Raw genomic sequence first — 18,410 nt, 5'->3', positions numbered from 1 at the left:
GAGTCAGTTGTGCTCATTGCAAGCTGATGCAAGCGACGTCGTATGACCTGAGATCAACGATCGAGGCTTCGTTTCACATTCTGCTACTCGAAGATCATTGTGCATGCATCGACCGGTTCTGCCGGGGAACCAGACGATTGGGCCGGAACGGCGCGAGTGCCGCATCCGGGCGCTCTTCGAGCAACTCTGCTGCAACCATGGAACCTATCAACGGCGCGAGAGTGACTCCACTGTGCATGACTGAAATGTAGTATCCGTCGATCTCCGAGATAGGTCCGACCGCCGGCAGCCCATCCGCCGGAATAGCCCGTATCCCAAGTTTGACGTCACTGGCCTTCATGGAAGTCAGCGCCGGAATAACGCGGCTCGCCTCTTGAATGAGAGCATTGGCCTCTGGCATTGCTGGATCGACGATGGAGGTGGGGCCAAGCGCGTGGATTGCATCATTCTTGCAGATTAGGAGCCTACCTGATGCGTCTGGTCTGATATGACAGCGAGGTGTAAACAGCACGTGATCCAGATAGCTACCCGGGGCATGGACGTACACGAGCAGGCCATAGCTGGGATTCATCGGAACACGAAGTTCTTCCGGAAGCACAGGATCATCAGCCCACCGGCCCATACAATTGACAACGGTGTCAGCCCGATAGGAGGTGCCTGTCTCTGTCCTGACGCCCACAACCTTCTGGCCGGCCCACTCGACACCAGACACTCTTGTGTTGGTTACCACCGTCGTACCAAGCGCCGAGGCTGCCGCCAGCAAGCCACGCACATACGAATCTGTGTTGACCCATCCCTCTTCAGGGAAAAACGCCACAGGAGCCTCGCCTATTGTGCCGGTGTCGATAGATGGAGCAAGGCTGAGTGCCTGGTCGGCTGAGATCCAGCGTGCCTTGTAGCCCCAGCCCTGAAGACGCTCGACATTGGTGATATGCGCCTCCTGGTCGCGCCCTTCACGCCACTCCAGACAGCCGGATTCATGGTACCAATCTCCGTCGAGTTCTTCGGCCAAGCGCCTATGGGCGCCCATCCCGGCGACGTTGAGGTCATGATACGCGCGTGGGCTCTTATCGTGAGCATTGACCCAAGCGAAACTGGTTGAGGATGTCCCCCCGCCAATATCCCCAGCCTCGATCACGGTGACTTTTGCTCCACCTTGTGCAAGCCGGAACGCGATCGAGGCCCCAACCACTCCTGCACCGATGACGATGAATGACTGTCGGGACACAGGACCTTCCTTCCTAATCAGTTGATGCCAACGTGGCAGTGACGGTTATGACTCACCGGCTTCAGGGCTTACCGAAAGTACCGGCGCGTTTGAAGATCGGTACTGTTCAGCCTCGTTTCCCACTGTGCCCGCAGAACCATCTGGAGGATCCAGCGCAGATGAGCATGTACCCATTGATGCATCGCGTGATCCTCCTTCCTGGCGTATCCAGAAGATACCCCTTAGAATCTCGCGTACCGACGCGGTCTGAGGCCCGCATGGAACCAGTTTACCAGCGAGACGGTATCGTAGACGGGAAGCCCAACGGCTTCGCTGATATCGGCCGAGAAGGGAGCCAGATTCGTGCATTCTAACACGAGTGCTCCGATCTCGGGATGATCTGACACGAAGCGTTTGGCGACCTCCAGAACTTCAGACCTGAGTTTCTCATAGGGCACGCTGGTGTCACCATGCTTGATCCACCGGACAAAATCCGAGTTCTGGGGCATACCCGCGACCGGCGTGTCGTGCGGAATGCCAACCGCATCGAAGTATCGCCCATTCAGAACTTCGCCGTTGTATGTCATCACGCCCACGCGCTTGCCCGTCGGGATCAATTGCTGAACCATCGGGACTTGGAGGAGGCTGCTGGTCGCTACCGGAACAGAGCAAAAGTCTGCCAGTTCGCGCTGGTAGATCGATAGAAACCCACATGTCGTGGTGATCCCGTCGACTCCGGCGTCGATCAGCTCCTGCGCGGCTCTCTTGAACGGCTCAAGCAAGCTCACATTGTGAAGGTCCGTCATGCCTGTAGGGACAGCGTCCTGAACAATCTTGTACTGGACCGGAAAGTCCCATGTCTCGGCATTGCCGATGTCGCCAAGGTAGCGTTGGAAACTCGTGTTGACCATCAGGATACCGATGGTGACGCCATAATATGTCTTTTTACGCATGTGCTATCCAATTATAAACATGATGCCACCCAGGGGCTGGAACACGTTAAGCGGGCTCCAGCTCCACCACGAACGGTTCAAGGTAGTCATCCAAGTCGACCTCAAGGACCGAGTTGAAGACGTTCGTGGCGACCATCGTTCCGGCAAAGCCAATCAGCGTGACGACCCCAGTTTCATCAAAGTGCCGTCTGAGTTCCTGCCAGATGTCGTCGGAGAGCTTCCCACGCCGTTCTCCGATCGCTTGTCCAACCTTGAGAAGGATGGCCTCGATCTCGGTCGGGTTGAAGTCCCGGGGCTCAATCCCCGCCTCTTTCAACAGTCGGCGGAAAAAGGTGGCGCACAGGACGCAGTCGGAACCGGTCGAAATGGCATACGCGAAGACATTGAAGGCCCGAACCCCAACAAGATCTTTCGCAGCTTTCTGCAGTTCGTAGAAGCCTTTGTACGTCCGATAAGCCGGAAGGGAGTGCAGGATCGCCTTTTTCATATTCGTGACTTGGCCGACGCGGGCGACCTCGTCGTCATATGCCGCATCCTGCTCAGAACTCCCGCGACCACGCTCGACAGCACTAACCCTGCTCATTGTAACCTCATGTGTATCAAGTGTCTCGATGTGTTTGATCAGTTCTGGAACTGATGAGGTGTCTTGCTACCATGCGGGAATGACGGTGCCATTGAAGCGCTGAACAATGTAGTTTTTGATCGGCTCAGATTCGAAAACAGCGATGAACCGCTTGATTTGAGGATCATCGACTTTGTCATTGCGTGCGCTCCAGACGATCGCCCACGGAGACGTCTTGTCTTCGAGCATAATGGCGTTCTTCGGATCGAGCCCCGCCAAGACGCCCTTGTTGAGGGTTACAAACGCGGCTCCGAGATCGCTTAACGACCGGGGCAGCATGATCTCGTCAAGCAGGATGATATCAAGGTTCTTTGGATTCTCGGCAACGTCACGAACGCTGGCGCTGATCGAGGCAGGATCCTTGAGCTTGATCAAGCCTGCCTTCTGAAGGAGAGCCAAGGCGCGAGACTCGTTTGCCGGATCGTTCGGAATGCCGATCTTTGCGCCATTCGGGATTTCGGCAAGCGACTTGTACTTCGCCGAGTAGATGCCGCCGGGCGCGACGTAAGCAGGTTTGATCGCAGAGATCTTGTAGCCTCGTGACTCGTTCTGCCTCTGCATGTAGGGCACATGCTGGAAATTGCTGACGTCGATATCGCCCGCCTGGGTGGCCTCGTTGATCTGAGTCGGTTCAGTGAATTCGGTCACTTCGACTTTGAAGCCTTCACCATTGGCCTTCTTGGCAGCTTCCTTCAAGAAGTCAGCAAAAGGACCTGGAGACGCTCCAACGCGAAGGGCCGTGTCGGACGCATAGCATAAACTGCTCAACCCAATCATCAATGCTGCGGTGACGGTGCGAAGGTTACTGAATTTCATCGAGCCATTCTCTTAGTGGTTGAACGTAAGCGTCAGGATCAATGAGTCAGATCGTTTAAACTCGGAAACGCGATATTCGCGATCAAGCCGACACGGCTGGCTGCCCCTGAACCTTGCCTAGAATCTGGTTATGACACTTGGGCGCGAGATACCGGGCGCGCTCGCGGCCGGTATCCCTTCACCTTACTTAACGAAGCCGGCTTCCCGGAACGCTTTTTCGGCACCAGGGTGCAGTGGGACGGGCTGAACCTTCGCAGCCAAGGCCGGATCGTAGCGACCTATTGCTTGGTAGATATTCGCCAGTCGCGAGCGGTTGGACATGATGGCTTTGGTCATCCCGTACACGAAATCCTCGGGCAGATCGGAGGACACCAGGTAGATATTGCCCATTGAGCTGACTGAGACGTCGGCGCTCTGGAGCTCCGGGAAGGTGCCTGCTTTGATCACGCCGCGACTGTAGCCGTACTTCTCGGAGAGATTCTTCTGCAACTCTTCCGGAAATGAAGCAAACTTCACCTTGCGGCGTCCATCCACGATCTGGCTAGCAAGCCCGGACGGAATTTCACCGGCAGTCCAGAGCACGTTGAACTGATTGTCATTGAAGCCTTGGATGAGTTCGCCATAGGACGAAATCACTACTTTGCCACCACCTTCACGGATCTTGGCAAAGGAGTTCCCGTAAAATTCGAGGGCGCGCTGAAGCGTCAGGTGCTCGGAGGTCGCCGGCGCCGTGACGCCGATCGTGAGTTTCGGGTCGCTCAAAATCTCCGCAAGCGAACGCTTCTCTTCGACCGGTACATAGACCATGTAGTAGACGTCGACGCCGGTTGAGCCGAGGGTCCGCAGCTTGTCGTGCTTCTGCTTATAGGGTTCCTCACCCTTGAAGGCTGCAGCACTCAGGAAATCGATTCCCATACCAATCTGGCTGAGACCAGCCTGGATGCGGGTCGGATTGTCTTTACCGCCACCCGGAACAACGCGGATGCTGGTATCGGGTATGGCTTCCATCACGAGAGTCGAGACCCCCGTCGTCTGGGTGAACCAAGCACCGCCAGGCGAGCCGGAGGCCCATTCCAGGTTTTTCGTTTGAGCTGCGGCCGGAAGCGGTGCGGCGAGGATCGCGCCAAGCAGCGCAAGCTGTGACAGTCTTGAGAATAGACGGTGCGGCATAGGATTAGCTCCCTTCGTGCGGGTTAGAGGGACGGGCATCAGGTTGAAGGCGGAGACGCGAGGCCTCTTCAGCTTCGAACTCGGCGAGGGTCGCCGCATCGGCGGGGTACAGTCCAACCAGCTGGGCTCCGGCAGCAACACGCCTTTGAACCCAGGCCTCAAACCGGTTCTGCTTCTCCCCTCCAGTGGCGATGTCCTCAGCAAGGTGGGGTGGTACGACAAGAACTCCATCCTCGTCGGCAACGATCAGGTCTCCTGGCCAAATCGCTGCGTCGCCACACCCAATCGGCTCATCCCAACCGGCAAAACTCAAACCTCCAATGGAGGGCGGCGAGGCGGTGCCGCTCGCCCAAACAGGAAGTCCAACCTGCCGCAGGCCGGGGAGATCCCGCACCACACCGTCGCTGATAATGCCCTGAACACCTTGGATACGAAGGCGATCGGCAAAGATATCGCCCACCGTGCCTGCGCCCTGATGCCCACGCGCATCAATGACAATGATGCTGCCTGCGGGTGCGGCATCGATGGCAGCGGGAAGAGCGTCGCGCCAGCCATAGCTCGCGGGCACGGCTTTGTCGTCACGCTCCGGTACAAAACGCAAGGTGAAAGCTGGACCGCAGATTGCCTGGTCCCCAACCAACCGGCGTGGGCCAGCGAGAAAGCTCCGGCGCATCCCATTCTTGATCAACTGGCTCGACAGCGTCGGGGTACCGACGGCTGCAAGGCGGGCCAAGAGCGCAGGCGACGGCAGGGTAGAGTGATCGCTGGGTTCGGACATGGTGGCTCACTCGAACGCAGGATCGACAGGAACGCGGTAGGCTGTGACGAGCCGGTTGGTCTCGTTTGCCATGCCGATGACTGCGACAAGTTCGGCGAACATCGCGTCACTCATACCAGCCTTTCGGGCTGCAGCACTGTGGCTGGCGATGCAATAAGTGCAGTTGTTCGTGACGCTGACGGCTAAATAGACCATTTCTTTGACCAACGGATCGAGAGCGCCCGGCGCCATCACCTCCTTGATGCTTTCCCAGGTCCGCTTCAGGGTCTTGGGATCACGGGCGAGATACTTCCAGAAGTCATTCACGTCGGCCACGTCGCGTGTCCGCTTGATATCGTCGATCACAGCTTGGGCTTCGGATGACATGTGCTCATAGGAAATCGGCTGCGGCCTGCTCATCGCTCTCTCCCATCGCTGTCCTCACAGCACTGCTTGCAGAACTCCACCGAGTTCGTTGGCACTTCTCCTCTTAGGAGGAGTGCGCCTGTGTGCGTGCATCGAGCGACATTCACCGCACCTCTCCTTCCGGATGGCTGGCCAGCGCCGGCTGAAGCGGGGGATTGCTCTCGCGCGCTGCCACCGAGCGGCTTATCAAGATCATGGCACCGACCAGCGCTACGCCGACGGCGCCGCGTTGCCAGACGGGAACGACATACCAGAGTGCGCAAAAGCACCCAGCTGTTATGAAACCGAGGCGCAACCACGCCGGAAGAGGTCCCCAGGCGTAGCCGACGAGACCTGCGGAGATTAGAACGAGCCCGGTTGCAAGAGCGGCGGCCGTGGCTCCAATGTCAAAGAGTGAGCCGCTCAAGATAAGACCGGGCTCGTAAATGTATGCAAGACCCGTCACGAAGCCTCCGAGCGCGAAGCGGCACGCATAGAAGCCCGTCTTCATCGGGGGCGATCCTGCGATCGTCGCCGCGGCGTCCGCAACCGGAGCCACAGGCGGCGAGGCGTCCGCCAGAACGGCGAAGTAGAAGATGAAAAGGTGAATCGCGATCAGCGGCACCCCATGCTCGGCGATCAGCGGCGCGCCAATCGCAGCTGTGATGATATAGGATGGCGTTGTTGGAATACCGACGCCAAGGAAGAGGCAGGTACCGGCGATCAACAATGCCAGCAGCAACAATGATCCACCGGCCGCTGCCTTGATCATCCCGGTGAAGGCGAGCAGGAGACCGGTATTGGTCAGTGCTGCGGTGATGATGCCTGCCGATGTGACCGCGACCGCAATCATCGAGATAAGGTACCCGCCATCCCGCAGTGCCACGAACACGACGCGCGGTCCCATGCGGGTGTGCCGCCTCAGCGCAGCGACGGCGACGGTTGCAATCGTTGCCCAGAAGGCCGCCAGATACGGCGAGAAGCGCATCATCATCAAGGTCACGAGGAGCGCCAATGGCAGAACCAGATGGGCATCGCGCCCGAGATCTCGCAGGCTCGGCAGATCGCGCCTCGGAATGGCGCCGATACCAAGTTTCTTTGACTCGTAGTGGACCGCTGTGAGGATGTTCACGTAATACAGAACCGCCCCCATGGCAGCCGCAATGATGATTGCCGAGTAGGGGACCGCAATCATCTCGGACATGATGAAGGCTGCGGCACCCATCACGGGCGGCATCAGCGGCCCGCCGACGCTGGAAGCCGCCTCAATGCCCGCGGCAAAGACCGGCCGGAAACCAAGGCGTTTCATGAGCGGGATCGACATGGATCCGGTCACGACGACATTGGCGACCGAAGAACCGCTCATCGTCCCGAAGAGGGCGGAAGAGATCACGGCCACTTTCGCTGGGCCACCCGTGAAGCGTCCGCCTGTCAGGGCTCCAAAGTTACCGAAGAGGCGGCTCATGCCACTGGCCTGCATCAAAGACCCGAAGATCAGGAACGACGCAACGATGGTCGCGCTCATGACCGTCAAGGAGCCGTAAAGACCGCTGCCGACCGACAGGAAATTGATCTCTGTAATATGAGCAAAACTCAATGGTCGGGAATACCAAGCGCCTGGCAGAAGGTGGCAGACTGCCATGTAGCCGATCACAAGCAGCACGAGCCCGGCTAGCGTGTAGGAGATCGAACGCCGCGTCGCTTCGACAATGGCGAGCACCATCGCTGTGCCGAGAACATACTGAATGGGCGTCAGCGGATCGATAAAGCTCGTACGCTCATAAATCTCAGCCTGGTTGAAATAGATATAGACGTTTGGGACGAAAGCGCCGACGGCGAGCAGGCCATCGAGAACAGTGGGCCTATCCTTGGGAGAGGCAGGGCTTGCCGGAAAGATAAAGAAGACCGGCGGCACGAAGAGCGCCAAGTGCAGTGCGGCTAACTCCAAGGGCTCCGGATAGCCGTACCCGGCGAAGTAGAGGTGTAGCAGCACCGCCCCTACGGACCATAGGCCAAGGATCGCTCCAGGCACTCCCTCGATTTGCCGCATCATCGGTCCCTCACGGTGCGAACGGATCGGAGGTCAGAACTGGGTCTCCAAAACCGGTACGTTGACTTGACCTTCGAACATTCCCTGCAGCGATTGTCGATTGCATACAATGATCAAAACAGCTTATACTCGTCTGGTCAATTCCAAAGAACGGGCGCTTTGGAGAATGAAATTCTAAATGGCGAACGTTTCGTACGATAAGCCGAACACAATGATGCAATCAAGCCTGTTTCTGGTGATTTTCTGCTGCATAAAGGACAGCCTTGGGCCAAATGCTCGCGCACGATCACGCACAACGGTGCCAAGCACGAGAAGGGGGGCTGCAAATGATCGGGAATGAGGACCCATCGCCGATAGCCCGTGCTGGATCATTCGACGTAGGGTCGGTGCCGGTTGCGGCCCAGCCGCTGCCGCAGCAAATTGCTGCACACCTGCGTGACTTGATCATTCATGACATTCTGAAACCGGGTGAGCGCATCCGCGAGGTGCCGCTTGCAGAAGAACTCAACGTCTCCCGGACCCCGCTTCGTGACGCCCTGAAGATCCTCGCGGTCGAGCGGTTGGTCGACCTTGCTCCTAACCGCGGTGCTGTCGTCACCGATCTGAGTATCGAGGAGATGCGCGATCTGCTGCGGGTTTATTCCTCGCTGGAGGCGTTGGGCGCTCAGATGGCCTGCGAGCGGGCACAACCAGCCGATATCACGGCAATCCACGGCTGGCAGAACGAAATGCTGGCCGCTTACGAGCGGAACGACCGTCTCCGCTACTTCCGGGCCAATCAGGCCTTCCATCTCAGCATCATCAAAGCCTCGCGTAACGCTTCGCTCATCGAGGTACATGCGCAGCTCAATCTGCGGCTCTACCGCGTCCGCTATCTTGCCATCATGCAGCAGCAGGACTGGACCTTCGTCAGCAGCCAGCATGAAGCCATTCTAGCCGCCCTCGATCGACGCGATGGATCGTTGCTCTCACGCCTCCTCGTCGAGCATCTCTCCGGTGCCAGGCGAGCGATCGCAGCACTGGAGGCTGCGGGCATATCCCACGATCAGGAGACACCGGCCCGATCGCTTGCCTGACAGACAGGCAGGGCAGGCGGCAGTCTCCAACGAGGACAGACGATGCTACCATCACCAGACAAACCGACGCTGGCGACGCACTGGGGTACCTACCGGGTGCAGCTTGAAGACGGCGCACCGGTGTCGCTTGCCCCCTATGAGGGTGATCCAGACCCCTCGCCGATTGCCAACGCGATGATCGCTGCCAGGACCAGCCCCGCGCGTGTTTTGCGGCCAGCGGTGCGACGCTCGTTCCTGAAGAACGGTGCCGCAACCGGCGGCGCGGGACGGGGCACGGAGCCCTTCGTGGAGGTGAGCTGGGACGATGCGCTCGGGCTCGTCGCGCGGGAACTCGACCGTGTCCGCCGGGAGCATGGCAACCAGGCGATTTATGGCGGCTCCTATGGCTGGGCGAGCGCTGGTCGGTTCCATCATGCGCAAAGCCAGATCCACCGGTTCCTGAACACGATCGGCGGCTACACGCGCTCGGTGCAGAATTACAGTTTTGCCGCGGCCGATACGATCCTGCCTCATGTGATCGGAGACCGGCGCGGGTTGGCAGCCGGACACACGCCGTGGTGTCTGCTCGCAGGCCATTCCGACCTGATCGTGATGTTCGGCGGCGCCTCTCACAAGAACGCACAGGTCAGCTCCGGCGGGCTCAGCCGCCATACCCTGCGTGAGGGGCTTCGTGCCTGCCGCGATGCCGGGGCGAGGCTGATCTCGATCAGTCCGATCCGCAATGACACTCATGTCGAGTTGGGAGCTGAGTGGTGGGCACCGCGCCCGAACTCGGACGTCGCCCTGATGCTCGGGCTTGGTCACACCTTGCTGAGTGAGAACCTCCACGATCGAGCCTTCCTGGCGCGCCATACAACCGGATTTGCCAAGGTCGAGGCCTATCTGACGGGTGACGGGGACGGTGTTGCCAAAACGGCCGAGTGGGCGGCTAGCCTCTGCGAAATTCCGGCGGAGGAGATCCGCGTCCTTGCCCGCCGGATGGCAGCCGGACGCACCTTCATCATGATGTCATGGTCGCTGCAGCGGGCGGATCATGGCGAGCAACCCTATTGGATGGCCATCACCCTGGCTGCCATGCTGGGCCAGATCGGGCTTCCTGGGGGCGGGTTTGGTTTCGGGTATGGTTCGGTCAACGGAGTTGGGAACGCCGACCATGAGATTCTATGGCCCTCGCTCCCGCAGGGCACGAACGCGGTGGATGACTTCATCCCCGTAGCCCGGATTGCCGACATGCTGCTGAGTCCAGGCGAGAGCTTTGACTTCAACGGCGCACGGCGCGCCTATCCCGATATCAGGCTGGTCTATTGGGCCGGCGGCAACCCGTTTCACCATCATCAGGACCTGAACCGGCTCGTTCTGGCCTGGCAGCGTCCCGAGACGATTATCGTCCACGAGCCGTGGTGGACGGCGACCGCACGTCATGCCGACATTGTTCTTCCGGTCACCACGCAGCTGGAACGGAATGATATCGTCTGCGCCAATCGAGACCGGATGCTTGCGGCCTCGCATCGACTGACGGAACCGGCCGGGGAGGCTCGCGACGACTTCGCGATCTTTTCCGCACTTGCCTCACGGCTTGGGGCTGAAGAGGCCTTTACGGAGGGTCGCAACGAGGAGAGTTGGCTCCGGCATCTCTATGGAGTGGCGCGCCAGCGCATTGCCGCCGCTGATATGGAGGTTCCCGATTTCGATACCTTCTGGCGCGAAGGTGTGACCCTGTTGCCGGAACCAGTCGCGGTCAAGCCGCTCCTCGCCGCCTTCCGCGCCGATCCGGCACAGTTCCCGCTTGCGACCCCGTCGGGCTTGATCGAGCTGTTCTCGGAGCGGATCGCAAGCTTCGGCTATGTGGATTGCCCAGGCCACGCTGCGTGGTTGCCGTCACAGGAATGGCTCGGGGCGCCTGCAGCAGACCGCTTCCCGCTTCATCTGATCTCGAACCAGCCGGTCACTAAGCTGCACAGCCAGTACGACCATGGCAGTCATGCCCGCGATGCCAAGATCAATGGGCGCGAGCCGATCCGCATGAACCCACAGGATGCGGGACGTCGCGGGCTTTCAGAGGGCGACATCGTACGTGTCTTCAATGATCGTGGCGCTTGCCTGGCAGGCGTGTGTGTTTCGGACGAGGTGCGCCCCGGTGTGGTCCAGCTGTCGACAGGGGCGTGGTTTGATCCCCTGGAGCCGGGCGTGTCCGGTTCATTGGACATACATGGCAATCCCAATGTTCTGACGCCCGACCGTGGCACATCCGCGCTCGCCCAAGGACCGAGTGCGCATTCCTGCCTTGTTGAGGTCCAGATTTACGATGGCTCTCTGCCGCCCGTCACAAGCTATCAGCCGCCACCGATCCTGCGAGGGTCGTAGTTCATGTGACGGACCGAGATTGACCTTGCCCCAAGTGCCGGCTCTAGCCAAAATGTTCGTTCCTCAGAACAGCGGCCGGGGATCTCTTTAGCTTCGAAACCGAAGAAATTACAGCGGGATACGGCTGCGGCAACTGCCAAGATTCCGTTATATTGACAGTTTGTTCTTTATAAAGTACCCTATGTTCTGTTTGATGAACTCTGGGCAAGGATTATGGCCGCGACGGCAGAAATCATTGATCTCAACGAAGTGAGGCGCCAACGCAACGGGGTGACGCAGCTCCTAGCGCCGATGCCCGCCGTTGTGCCTAGGACCTGGGTTGCGGTATGGTTCTTCGTGCCCGTCTGGGTCGGGAATGCTTGGCCCATGCATCGGTAAGACGAGGGGCGCCGTGAGAGATATGCCTAAGGATCATCTCGCCGGTATCCCACATGAAGCTGAAGGCGATCTTGAGACTGAGGCTCACGAACTTGCCGAGATCGTCAGCAGCAACCTCAAGCGGCTGCGCCGCTCCCGTGGTCACTCCCTGGAGCGCCTTGCAAGTCTCGCTGGCGTCAGCCGCGCCATGTTGAGCCAGATTGAGCTGGGGCGGAGCGTTCCGACGATTTCGCTGTTGTGGAAGGTGGCGCGGGCGCTCAACGTCCCGTTTTCGGCGCTGACAAGCCCGAGTACTGGCAGCGGCACGGTTGTCATGCGTTCGAAGAGTGCGAAAATCCTGACGTCAGCGGATGGGAGCTTCACCTCAAGGGCGTTGTTTCCGTTCGAAGCGGAGCGGCGGGTCGAGTTCTATAAGCTCACCCTCGCCGCGCAGTCACAGGAGGACGCCGTTGCGCATGCGGCGGGCACCATCGAGAACCTGACCGTCGTGGTCGGCGATGTAGAGATCGAGGTCAACGGCTCCGTTTACAGTCTTCACGCGGACGATTCGATCATTTTCCAGGCCGACGTTCCGCACATCTACCGGAACCCCGGCCACGTGATGGCGATCATGTACCTGGTGATGTCCTACGTCGAGACGGTTTGATCGTTCGATCCTACGCCCCGAGTAGGCGCCGCCGCACCTTGCGGGCGGCAGCGCCTTTCAGAGAGGGCCTGTTCAGGCGCTCTTCTTCATCGGCTTGGTCTGCGCGCCCATGGCCGAGCCCATGCCAACGAGCATCATGCCGCCGCACATCATCATGCAGGGCATGCCCATTTCCATCATCCTCATCATGTTCTCGCAGCACATCTTGAACATGTCTGCGGACATGCCTTCCATCGGCATCATGGTGCAGGTCATGGAGCCGTCGGCGGCCATGTCGCAGGACATGCGGCACATCATGCCCGGCATCATCCCACCCATCTGCATCGGGGACATCATGCCACCCATCATCGGCATCATCCCGCCCATCGGCATCTGGGGCATCATGCCTGGCATCATTCCACCCATCATGGGCATTTGCATCTGAGGCGTCATGTTGGGCATCATGCCGCCCATCATCGGCATCATCCCCGGCATCATGTTGCCCATCATGGGCATTGCGGCTGAGCTGGTCATCTGTCTGTCTCTCGTCTGCTGGTCCGAAGTTCGCCAGCGTTTCCGCTGCGTCGAAGAAAAGGATGAGCCTGGCAGGGTTCCACAGCAACGCATCTCGCTGACAGGGCCGCTTCTTTCCTCCAATTTAATGGAGGTCGGGCCAACAGATCGAACAAACCGTCGTTTTATTGGATGCACCTCAGCTTTAGTGGACACCCCCGCGGACCACTCAACCAGCTTGCCAAACCCAAGTTTGTGCTGATCCTGCCAAAAGCAGGTGCCGGAATTAAGTCATGCCGCCGTGGGAGGCTACCGGCGCAGTGCCGGCTGGAGACGGGTGCGCACCCCGGATGCTGCGCTTTCCTCCCATAGGCGGAGAACGTTCAGCGTATTGGCCCCAGAACAGAGGAGTTCCTTCAGCTTGGCAAGTTTGTCCCAGTCTGTTTCGGGGTTGCCGGCCGAAGGGCTCCGCCGTAAGGAGACCGGCGGGCCAATGGAACTCTACCTCGTCTACTCAGCCGGCAATTTCATCCGCTGCGGGCCGGACGCCCCCTTCCTCCAGATCGGCGAGCGCAAGTACGGCAAGCCCATTCTGGATCGGGCCGTCCGCTACAACACGGACCTGTATGAGGCCTTGAAGATCAGCCTGATCTCGATGGACTCGACCATGCGCTCGAACATCGGAGTCGCCCTACCCATTAATCTGGCAATCGCCCGGCGCGATGCGTTCGCCTTCGAAGTGCTCCACCGGATCGAGCCGGGCGAGCCTTACTTCCATGACTTGATCGAGCGCTGGTCGGCTGCCTTACGCGCTGCTCACAAGAGCATTCCGCGTCCACCCTATGGACAGGAGCCGCCATGAGTGCTGGTTGCTGGTGACAGTCTGCTTCAGCGCTGCTTTCAGAAGCAGATCGTGCTCATCCGCTTGGCTTTGTGCCGAAACATCGATCAAGCCGGCCTGATCCGCCCTGATGTGTCGTCTTGCCGACAGACAAAGCATCTATATTCCTGCCACCATGCAGTCGGCAGGATAGTAGTCATGGAGGCCGGAGGTGAGCGACCAGCCCGAGAGCCATTTGATCATCAGCCGGAGCAGCGCAGGTTCGGCTGCATCTGTTGAGGATCATCCGCTGGTGCGATCGTTGCGTTCCATTCTGCGGGAGATCGATGATGAGTACGAGCGGGAGCGCGAGAACCTGCGCCGAACTCTGCCCAACAGCAATGTGAAGTATCGAACCCTAACGATGCTCAAGGCCAGGCACCTGCAGCGGCGGGAGAACTACGTCAGGGAACTGTCGGCGCTCCTGGACAGCCAAGCATGACAGCAACCCTCATCAAAGTGCCCGATCCGGAAGTCTGCTGGTTTTCCACCATGGAAGCCAATGTGTTGCGGCGGCTCGGCGACGGGGCCGGGGTCGACACGATCGCACGGGAACTTGGCCTGGCGGCACCTCTCGTTCAGGAATACGTCGGGTCGGTTCTACGAAAAGTGCGTGAGAGAGCTGACCAGCAGCGCTCCTGATCGACCGTCTCGTCGATCTCATTTCGCCCGGATGGCTTCCAAGCGAGGCAGAGTCGGCATTGGTCAACCGCAGGATGCTTCTCTTTGCCGCGGGCCTCGCGTGACTTACGCGCTCCAGGAATGCGGCCCCTGATGGGATGGGCCGTGCCGGTCAATTCGCATTGACGCGGTCACCGTACAGACCCGCTGGCTCTGCTCGTCTCGCACCTCGATGACGACATCACTGGTATCGCCCTTCGCCAGACGATTGGTGCCGATCTCAGCCGCTGAGCGGGCCGCCGCCTGCACGGCCGCCTCGAGGCTGTCGAACTCGGCTCCCTCGTCATCGTGCACGGGCGGCTTTCCACTCTGGACATCAAAATAGTAGCGGGCCATGGCACTCTTTCCTGTTCGCTGGCCCCGGTTTGGTTTTGATCTTCAACGGCTGTGCCGGTTGCGCGGCCAAGCGCCCTGGCCGAGGGTGCTGCCTCAAAATCCCTCAGCCAGGGCGTCAGCGGAGAGGAAGCCCTCCAACCACCCCGGCGCCATTGACCAACGGCACCAGAGCCTCTGTTAGGGCTGATACGCCACGCGCCGGTACACGCATCTTGCCGTAGCCATGGTAAACAATGTGTATGCGAAGACTGCCACGCCTTTCCCTTGGCCCATGACTTCACGCGCCATTGCATTGAACGTCGGCTGCGACAATTGTGCGCCGCACAAATGGCCTCTTCCCTCGTTGCCTTGTCAGATGCCGGGGAGAGGGTCATGGGTCACAAGAAAAGCATTCCTGCCGCGTGGGGCCAGCGTCGGACACGCTATGATCCGCCTGGTCTTGATGAGGCCATCGCGGCGGCACAGGGCCTGACACACCGGGTCGAGAGCCAGATTGCCATTGCGGCACAATTGATCGGCCTGCCGGAAGATGAAGTCCGAGGGCGCGTGCTGACGGTGCAGGCTCAGACCAGGCCGAGTCGACCGGGGGTTCCCCGAGGACGGCAGCCCAAGATCGTGGTTGTCAAACGGCGCGGTCTCCGCGCCACCTGAGCCTCCTCGTAACAGACCCGTCATGTCGGTTTGCTATCGCTCAAGACGTTCGAACGAGAGCGCACGCACCGGAAAAGAGCGTACAACAACAAACAGCCTGCAGGGGAAGCGCCAGAGGGCTCCAGACACATCAGAGGAGCCATGACATGGTCTTATACACGCTTTGCAAGCTGGCCGCCTTTGGTCGGCTGCCGCTGCCCCTGGTCATCGGCCGTCATCTGACTTGGATTCGCCATCAGCTTAAGCCCACAGATGAAGAGCGCGATGCGGCGCACCTCGCATCAGCCACAGACCTGCATGAACTGGAGTTCCGCATCCGGGGACTCGATCGTCCAGACCGGCACAGACGCGGACTGTTTCATCATTTCTGACGCGTTCACCAAATTACTCGACAACGAGCCCATCTTGTTACTGCGGGAGCTATGCCAGCGATCCGGTTTGGCGTGGAGAGTGCGATGCAATCTGCCTTCGTGGTTGGTCAGCTTGTCCGCGTCAGAGGAACTGGACGTCTGTGTGAAGTAGTGCGCGTTCTTCCTGTCACAGAGGATGGCATGCTCCTGTACGTGATCAGAAATGAGCAAGGGGCAAAACTGATTACACGACACCATGAACTCCGAAGAGCATAGGCCGGCATGCGTGGGCAATCGGCAGCCAGGACGCAGATCAGATACCAACTGACTACAGCTCACATCATGCACTGACAGATGAGATGATCATTCCCTGGTTTCCGAGTCGGGCGACGCCAAAGCGAAAATCATCTGCTCGTTCGGAATACCTTGTAGGACGAAACTGCCGAGAGGCTGAATTGTGTCAGCAGGAAAGTACGCTGCCATCTCTCGCGAACACACAGCAACCTGTTTCATGCTCTTGGCGACTGCTTCCAATCGGCTGATGAGGTTGACCGTGGGACCAACTACCGTGAAGTCCAGGCGATCGGCGCTTCCGATATTGCCGTAAGTGACAGGGCCAATGTGCAGACAGCCGACAAAGTGCAGATCACTCAGCTGAGCGGCCTTCCTCAGGGCTGCCTCCAAGGCACGGCGTGCGCGAGCACAGGCCTCCTCTCGTCCACCAGCTTCGACAGGAAAGATCGACAGCACGCCGTCGCCAATGAACTTCAGAACGTCCCCTCGCGCTGCGCGAACAGCCTCGACGATGACTTCGAGGTACTGATCGAGGCGCTCCAGGAGCTGGTCGGGCGCCAGTTGCTCCGCAAGCGCCGTGTACCCCCGCAGGTCCGTGAGCAGCACGGCCGCTTCGATCTCCACCTGATCGCCGCGGCGGATGGCACCGGCTGCGATGCGTCTGGCCGGACCATCGCCGAGGTAAGTTCGCAGCAGGCTCTCGGTTGAACGCCGCATGGCAGCTGGCTCTAACGCTGCGGCCAAGAACGGGCTGAGCTCCTGAATAAAAGCGACATCCTCCGGGCTGAAGCCACTGACGGCGTCTGTGGTGAATGCGGCCCCTTGCACCGAGCCGTCCCCGTAGATGTAGGGAAGAGCAAGATAGTCGGTACTTCCAGCTGCGGCCAGTTCGAATAACACCGGATGATCCTTGGCCGGGTCCAAGTGCTGCAAGGAGCGCTGAAAGCGGGTACGGGTTTTGATCACGTGCTCGAAAGGGCTGCCGGCATAGGAACTCGTCGCCAGCATGCTGCGCGGAACGATGTACTCCTGGGCTTCAGCCCCGCGCACCCAGATGATTCCCCATGCTCCGATGAGAGGATTGGCCAGCCGCTGTCCGAGCCGCACCCGCCAGAGCGGGATGCCGGCCTGCACCAGCCGCTCGCAGGTCTGCGCTACGATCTCAACCGGCGTGAGGCTCACGCGAGCAGGGCCAGCCAGCCAGCTCGCAAGATCGAAGACACGGACATCTGGCTTCCGCCGGCTGGGCATGGTCGTCCCTTCAGAACCATCACGGAGATTACCTGCGGTGCGATTTTGCCATCACGAGGACGATCTCTCGTATCCCAGTATTACTCCTCAAAGCAGGAGCCACTGTCCAGGATTGTCCGAACCGCACTCACCGATGGCCTTGTACAGCCCTGCTCCGGATGATTTCTCAGTATCGCTCCTATGGCACCCTGATTGACGCGGGATATCGTCGCTCGTCCAGCGCCGCCGTTGCGAGCCGCTCAAGATGTCGATTAGAGAGTTGGCTAGTTACAGTTATAACAGTAAACCTACCCCTGAGCCCCTGCTTAACTTGGCGGCTGGAAGAGAATTGCCACTTATTGGACTATAACCGTCCTAAGCCGATACTGCGGCCCAGAACTGTAGCCCCGTGCCCACGCCTGCGGAGGTTCCTGTGTTCTGCCGCCGTTTGCCACCCTGCTGGCGCGAGTGCTACCGGGACGGGGAAGGAACACCACGAAGGAGCAGCCGAATGAATGATCAGACGTCGGTGAGCCATGATGCAACCCTGACCCTTCATGCCGGAGCGGGGCCTCGGGAGATCGGATTGCCGGCATCGTCCCCTCCAGTGATGGCGACCAGCTTCTTCACCCATCCAGACGCGGTGGGTTTCTCAGCCAACGATCTGAATGAGGCCGCGCCTCATTTCTACACGCGCTGGAGCAATCCGACCCTGGCGCTGCTGGAAACTCGCTTGGCTGCACTCGAAGGTGGCGAGGCGGCCCTCAGCTTTGCTAGCGGCATGGCGGCGATCAGTGCATTGTTCCTAGACCGCCTGAGCAGCGGTGATCATCTGGTTCTGTCCAATGTCTGTTACGCAGGTGTTGCGGAGCTTGCCCATGACATTCTGCCCAAGCACGGCCTCGCCGTCACAGCCGTCGACACATCGAACCTTGAGGCTGTGGCTGCGGCAATGCGGTCAAACACCAAGCTCGTCCACGTTGAGACGCCAGCCAATCCGATCCTCCGCCTGTCCGATATAGCCGCCATCGCTAAGATCACCCATGCTGGCG

19 protein-coding genes and 1 pseudogene are annotated in these 18,410 nt (G+C 59.6%); 9 read left to right on the top strand and 11 right to left on the bottom strand.

Annotated elements, in window-relative coordinates:
- Positions 1 to 94: 94 nt before the first annotated feature.
- The 8 genes from NF876_RS39980 to NF876_RS39945 all read right to left on the bottom strand — a co-directional run bounded on the left by NF876_RS39980 (position 95) and on the right by NF876_RS39945 (position 7,980).
- Positions 95 to 1,228: an NAD(P)/FAD-dependent oxidoreductase gene (locus NF876_RS39980; protein WP_262273328.1), complete on the bottom strand. Its 1,134-nt coding sequence runs from the start codon at positions 1,226 to 1,228 to the stop codon at positions 95 to 97.
- Positions 1,229 to 1,449: 221 nt separating this feature from the next.
- Positions 1,450 to 2,160 carry an aspartate/glutamate racemase family protein gene (locus tag NF876_RS39975; RefSeq protein ID WP_262273327.1) on the bottom strand — a complete coding sequence of 237 codons (711 nt, stop codon included), beginning with the start codon at positions 2,158 to 2,160 and terminating at the stop codon, positions 1,450 to 1,452.
- A 46-nt stretch (positions 2,161 to 2,206) separates the two neighbouring features.
- Positions 2,207 to 2,647, bottom strand: a complete 441-nt coding sequence (locus NF876_RS39970) for a carboxymuconolactone decarboxylase family protein (protein WP_262273326.1) — start codon at positions 2,645 to 2,647, stop codon at positions 2,207 to 2,209.
- Between the two features lie 162 nt (positions 2,648 to 2,809).
- A complete protein-coding gene (locus NF876_RS39965) occupies positions 2,810 to 3,598 on the bottom strand; it encodes a MetQ/NlpA family ABC transporter substrate-binding protein (RefSeq protein ID WP_262273325.1) in 789 nt (262 codons plus the stop codon).
- 183 nt (positions 3,599 to 3,781) lie between these two features.
- Positions 3,782 to 4,768 (bottom strand): TAXI family TRAP transporter solute-binding subunit, encoded by a 987-nt coding sequence (locus NF876_RS39960; protein ID WP_262273324.1) that lies wholly within the window; start codon positions 4,766 to 4,768, stop codon positions 3,782 to 3,784.
- Positions 4,769 to 4,772: 4 nt separating this feature from the next.
- The gene (locus tag NF876_RS39955) at positions 4,773 to 5,546 is read right to left on the bottom strand and encodes an RraA family protein (protein WP_262273323.1); all 774 of its coding nucleotides are present in this window, start codon (positions 5,544 to 5,546) and stop codon (positions 4,773 to 4,775) included.
- Positions 5,547 to 5,552: 6 nt separating this feature from the next.
- Entirely contained in the window at positions 5,553 to 5,945 is a 393-nt protein-coding gene (locus tag NF876_RS39950; RefSeq protein ID WP_262273322.1) for a carboxymuconolactone decarboxylase family protein, read from the bottom strand.
- A gap of 109 nt (positions 5,946 to 6,054) precedes the next feature.
- Positions 6,055 to 7,980, bottom strand: a complete 1,926-nt coding sequence (locus tag NF876_RS39945) for a TRAP transporter permease (RefSeq protein WP_262273330.1) — start codon at positions 7,978 to 7,980, stop codon at positions 6,055 to 6,057.
- Positions 7,981 to 8,366: 386 nt separating this feature from the next.
- Between NF876_RS39945 and NF876_RS39940 the strand changes: the two genes are divergently transcribed.
- The 3 genes from NF876_RS39940 to NF876_RS39930 all read left to right on the top strand — a co-directional run bounded on the left by NF876_RS39940 (position 8,367) and on the right by NF876_RS39930 (position 12,444).
- Positions 8,367 to 9,056, top strand: coding sequence for a GntR family transcriptional regulator (locus NF876_RS39940; protein WP_262273321.1), 690 nt, complete (start codon positions 8,367 to 8,369; stop codon positions 9,054 to 9,056).
- A 42-nt stretch (positions 9,057 to 9,098) separates the two neighbouring features.
- Positions 9,099 to 11,420 (top strand): molybdopterin guanine dinucleotide-containing S/N-oxide reductase, encoded by a 2,322-nt coding sequence (locus NF876_RS39935; protein WP_262273320.1) that lies wholly within the window; start codon positions 9,099 to 9,101, stop codon positions 11,418 to 11,420.
- Between the two features lie 400 nt (positions 11,421 to 11,820).
- Positions 11,821 to 12,444 carry a helix-turn-helix domain-containing protein gene (locus NF876_RS39930; protein WP_262273329.1) on the top strand — a complete coding sequence of 208 codons (624 nt, stop codon included), beginning with the start codon at positions 11,821 to 11,823 and terminating at the stop codon, positions 12,442 to 12,444.
- Between the two features lie 72 nt (positions 12,445 to 12,516).
- Here NF876_RS39930 and NF876_RS39925 read toward each other — a convergent pair whose 3' ends face one another.
- Complete coding sequence (locus tag NF876_RS39925) at positions 12,517 to 13,152, bottom strand: hypothetical protein (protein WP_262266254.1); 636 nt, start codon at positions 13,150 to 13,152, stop codon at positions 12,517 to 12,519.
- 187 nt (positions 13,153 to 13,339) lie between these two features.
- On the opposite strand from NF876_RS39925, the pseudogene NF876_RS39920 reads away from it, so the two are divergent.
- The 3 genes and pseudogenes from NF876_RS39920 to NF876_RS39910 form a co-directional block, all read left to right on the top strand.
- A pseudogene (locus NF876_RS39920) lies at positions 13,340 to 13,798 on the top strand (peptidase); the annotation flags it as partial.
- A 280-nt stretch (positions 13,799 to 14,078) separates the two neighbouring features.
- Positions 14,079 to 14,258 carry a hypothetical protein gene (locus NF876_RS39915; RefSeq protein ID WP_262273319.1) on the top strand — a complete coding sequence of 60 codons (180 nt, stop codon included), beginning with the start codon at positions 14,079 to 14,081 and terminating at the stop codon, positions 14,256 to 14,258.
- Positions 14,255 to 14,458 carry a helix-turn-helix domain-containing protein gene (locus NF876_RS39910; RefSeq protein WP_210808118.1) on the top strand — a complete coding sequence of 68 codons (204 nt, stop codon included), beginning with the start codon at positions 14,255 to 14,257 and terminating at the stop codon, positions 14,456 to 14,458. Before NF876_RS39915 ends, NF876_RS39910 begins: the two co-directional genes overlap by 4 nt.
- Positions 14,459 to 14,563: 105 nt before the next feature.
- On the opposite strand, the gene NF876_RS39905 is transcribed toward NF876_RS39910, so the two are convergent.
- Positions 14,564 to 14,833, bottom strand: coding sequence for a DUF6894 family protein (locus NF876_RS39905; RefSeq protein WP_210808120.1), 270 nt, complete (start codon positions 14,831 to 14,833; stop codon positions 14,564 to 14,566).
- A gap of 372 nt (positions 14,834 to 15,205) precedes the next feature.
- Between NF876_RS39905 and NF876_RS39900 the strand changes: the two genes are divergently transcribed.
- Both NF876_RS39900 and NF876_RS39895 read left to right on the top strand, forming a co-directional pair.
- Positions 15,206 to 15,484: a glycosyltransferase family protein gene (locus NF876_RS39900; protein ID WP_210808122.1), complete on the top strand. Its 279-nt coding sequence runs from the start codon at positions 15,206 to 15,208 to the stop codon at positions 15,482 to 15,484.
- Between the two features lie 146 nt (positions 15,485 to 15,630).
- The gene (locus NF876_RS39895) at positions 15,631 to 15,855 is read left to right on the top strand and encodes a DUF3563 family protein (RefSeq protein WP_210808124.1); all 225 of its coding nucleotides are present in this window, start codon (positions 15,631 to 15,633) and stop codon (positions 15,853 to 15,855) included.
- A 342-nt stretch (positions 15,856 to 16,197) separates the two neighbouring features.
- Here the strand turns inward: NF876_RS39895 and NF876_RS39890 are convergent, their stop codons facing one another.
- Positions 16,198 to 17,310: an adenylate/guanylate cyclase domain-containing protein gene (locus NF876_RS39890; RefSeq protein WP_262266253.1), complete on the bottom strand. Its 1,113-nt coding sequence runs from the start codon at positions 17,308 to 17,310 to the stop codon at positions 16,198 to 16,200.
- A gap of 634 nt (positions 17,311 to 17,944) precedes the next feature.
- Here NF876_RS39890 and NF876_RS39885 point away from each other — a divergent pair.
- Positions 17,945 to 18,410 (top strand): PLP-dependent transferase (locus NF876_RS39885; RefSeq protein WP_262273318.1); only part of this gene is annotated, 466 nt, incomplete at its 3' end.

Source organism: Microvirga yunnanensis, assembly GCF_025460875.1.
The sequence above is the reverse complement of the archived record's forward strand: the minus strand, read 5'-3'. Positions and strand labels throughout refer to the sequence as shown.

Coding starts and splice junctions, on each gene's coding strand:
- NF876_RS39975 (WP_262273327.1), bottom strand. CDS start 2,160: ATGCGTAAAAAGACATATTATGGCGTCACCATCGGTATCCTGATGGTC.
- NF876_RS39970 (WP_262273326.1), bottom strand. CDS start 2,647: ATGAAAAAGGCGATCCTGCACTCCCTTCCGGCTTATCGGACGTACAAA.
- NF876_RS39965 (WP_262273325.1), bottom strand. CDS start 3,598: ATGAAATTCAGTAACCTTCGCACCGTCACCGCAGCATTGATGATTGGG.
- NF876_RS39960 (WP_262273324.1), bottom strand. CDS start 4,768: ATGCCGCACCGTCTATTCTCAAGACTGTCACAGCTTGCGCTGCTTGGC.
- NF876_RS39955 (WP_262273323.1), bottom strand. CDS start 5,546: ATGTCCGAACCCAGCGATCACTCTACCCTGCCGTCGCCTGCGCTCTTG.
- NF876_RS39950 (WP_262273322.1), bottom strand. CDS start 5,945: ATGAGCAGGCCGCAGCCGATTTCCTATGAGCACATGTCATCCGAAGCC.
- NF876_RS39945 (WP_262273330.1), bottom strand. CDS start 7,980: ATGCGGCAAATCGAGGGAGTGCCTGGAGCGATCCTTGGCCTATGGTCC.
- NF876_RS39935 (WP_262273320.1), top strand. CDS start 9,099: ATGCTACCATCACCAGACAAACCGACGCTGGCGACGCACTGGGGTACC.
- NF876_RS39930 (WP_262273329.1), top strand. CDS start 11,821: ATGCCTAAGGATCATCTCGCCGGTATCCCACATGAAGCTGAAGGCGAT.
- NF876_RS39910 (WP_210808118.1), top strand. CDS start 14,255: ATGACAGCAACCCTCATCAAAGTGCCCGATCCGGAAGTCTGCTGGTTT.
- NF876_RS39905 (WP_210808120.1), bottom strand. CDS start 14,833: ATGGCCCGCTACTATTTTGATGTCCAGAGTGGAAAGCCGCCCGTGCAC.
- NF876_RS39900 (WP_210808122.1), top strand. CDS start 15,206: ATGGGTCACAAGAAAAGCATTCCTGCCGCGTGGGGCCAGCGTCGGACA.
- NF876_RS39895 (WP_210808124.1), top strand. CDS start 15,631: ATGGTCTTATACACGCTTTGCAAGCTGGCCGCCTTTGGTCGGCTGCCG.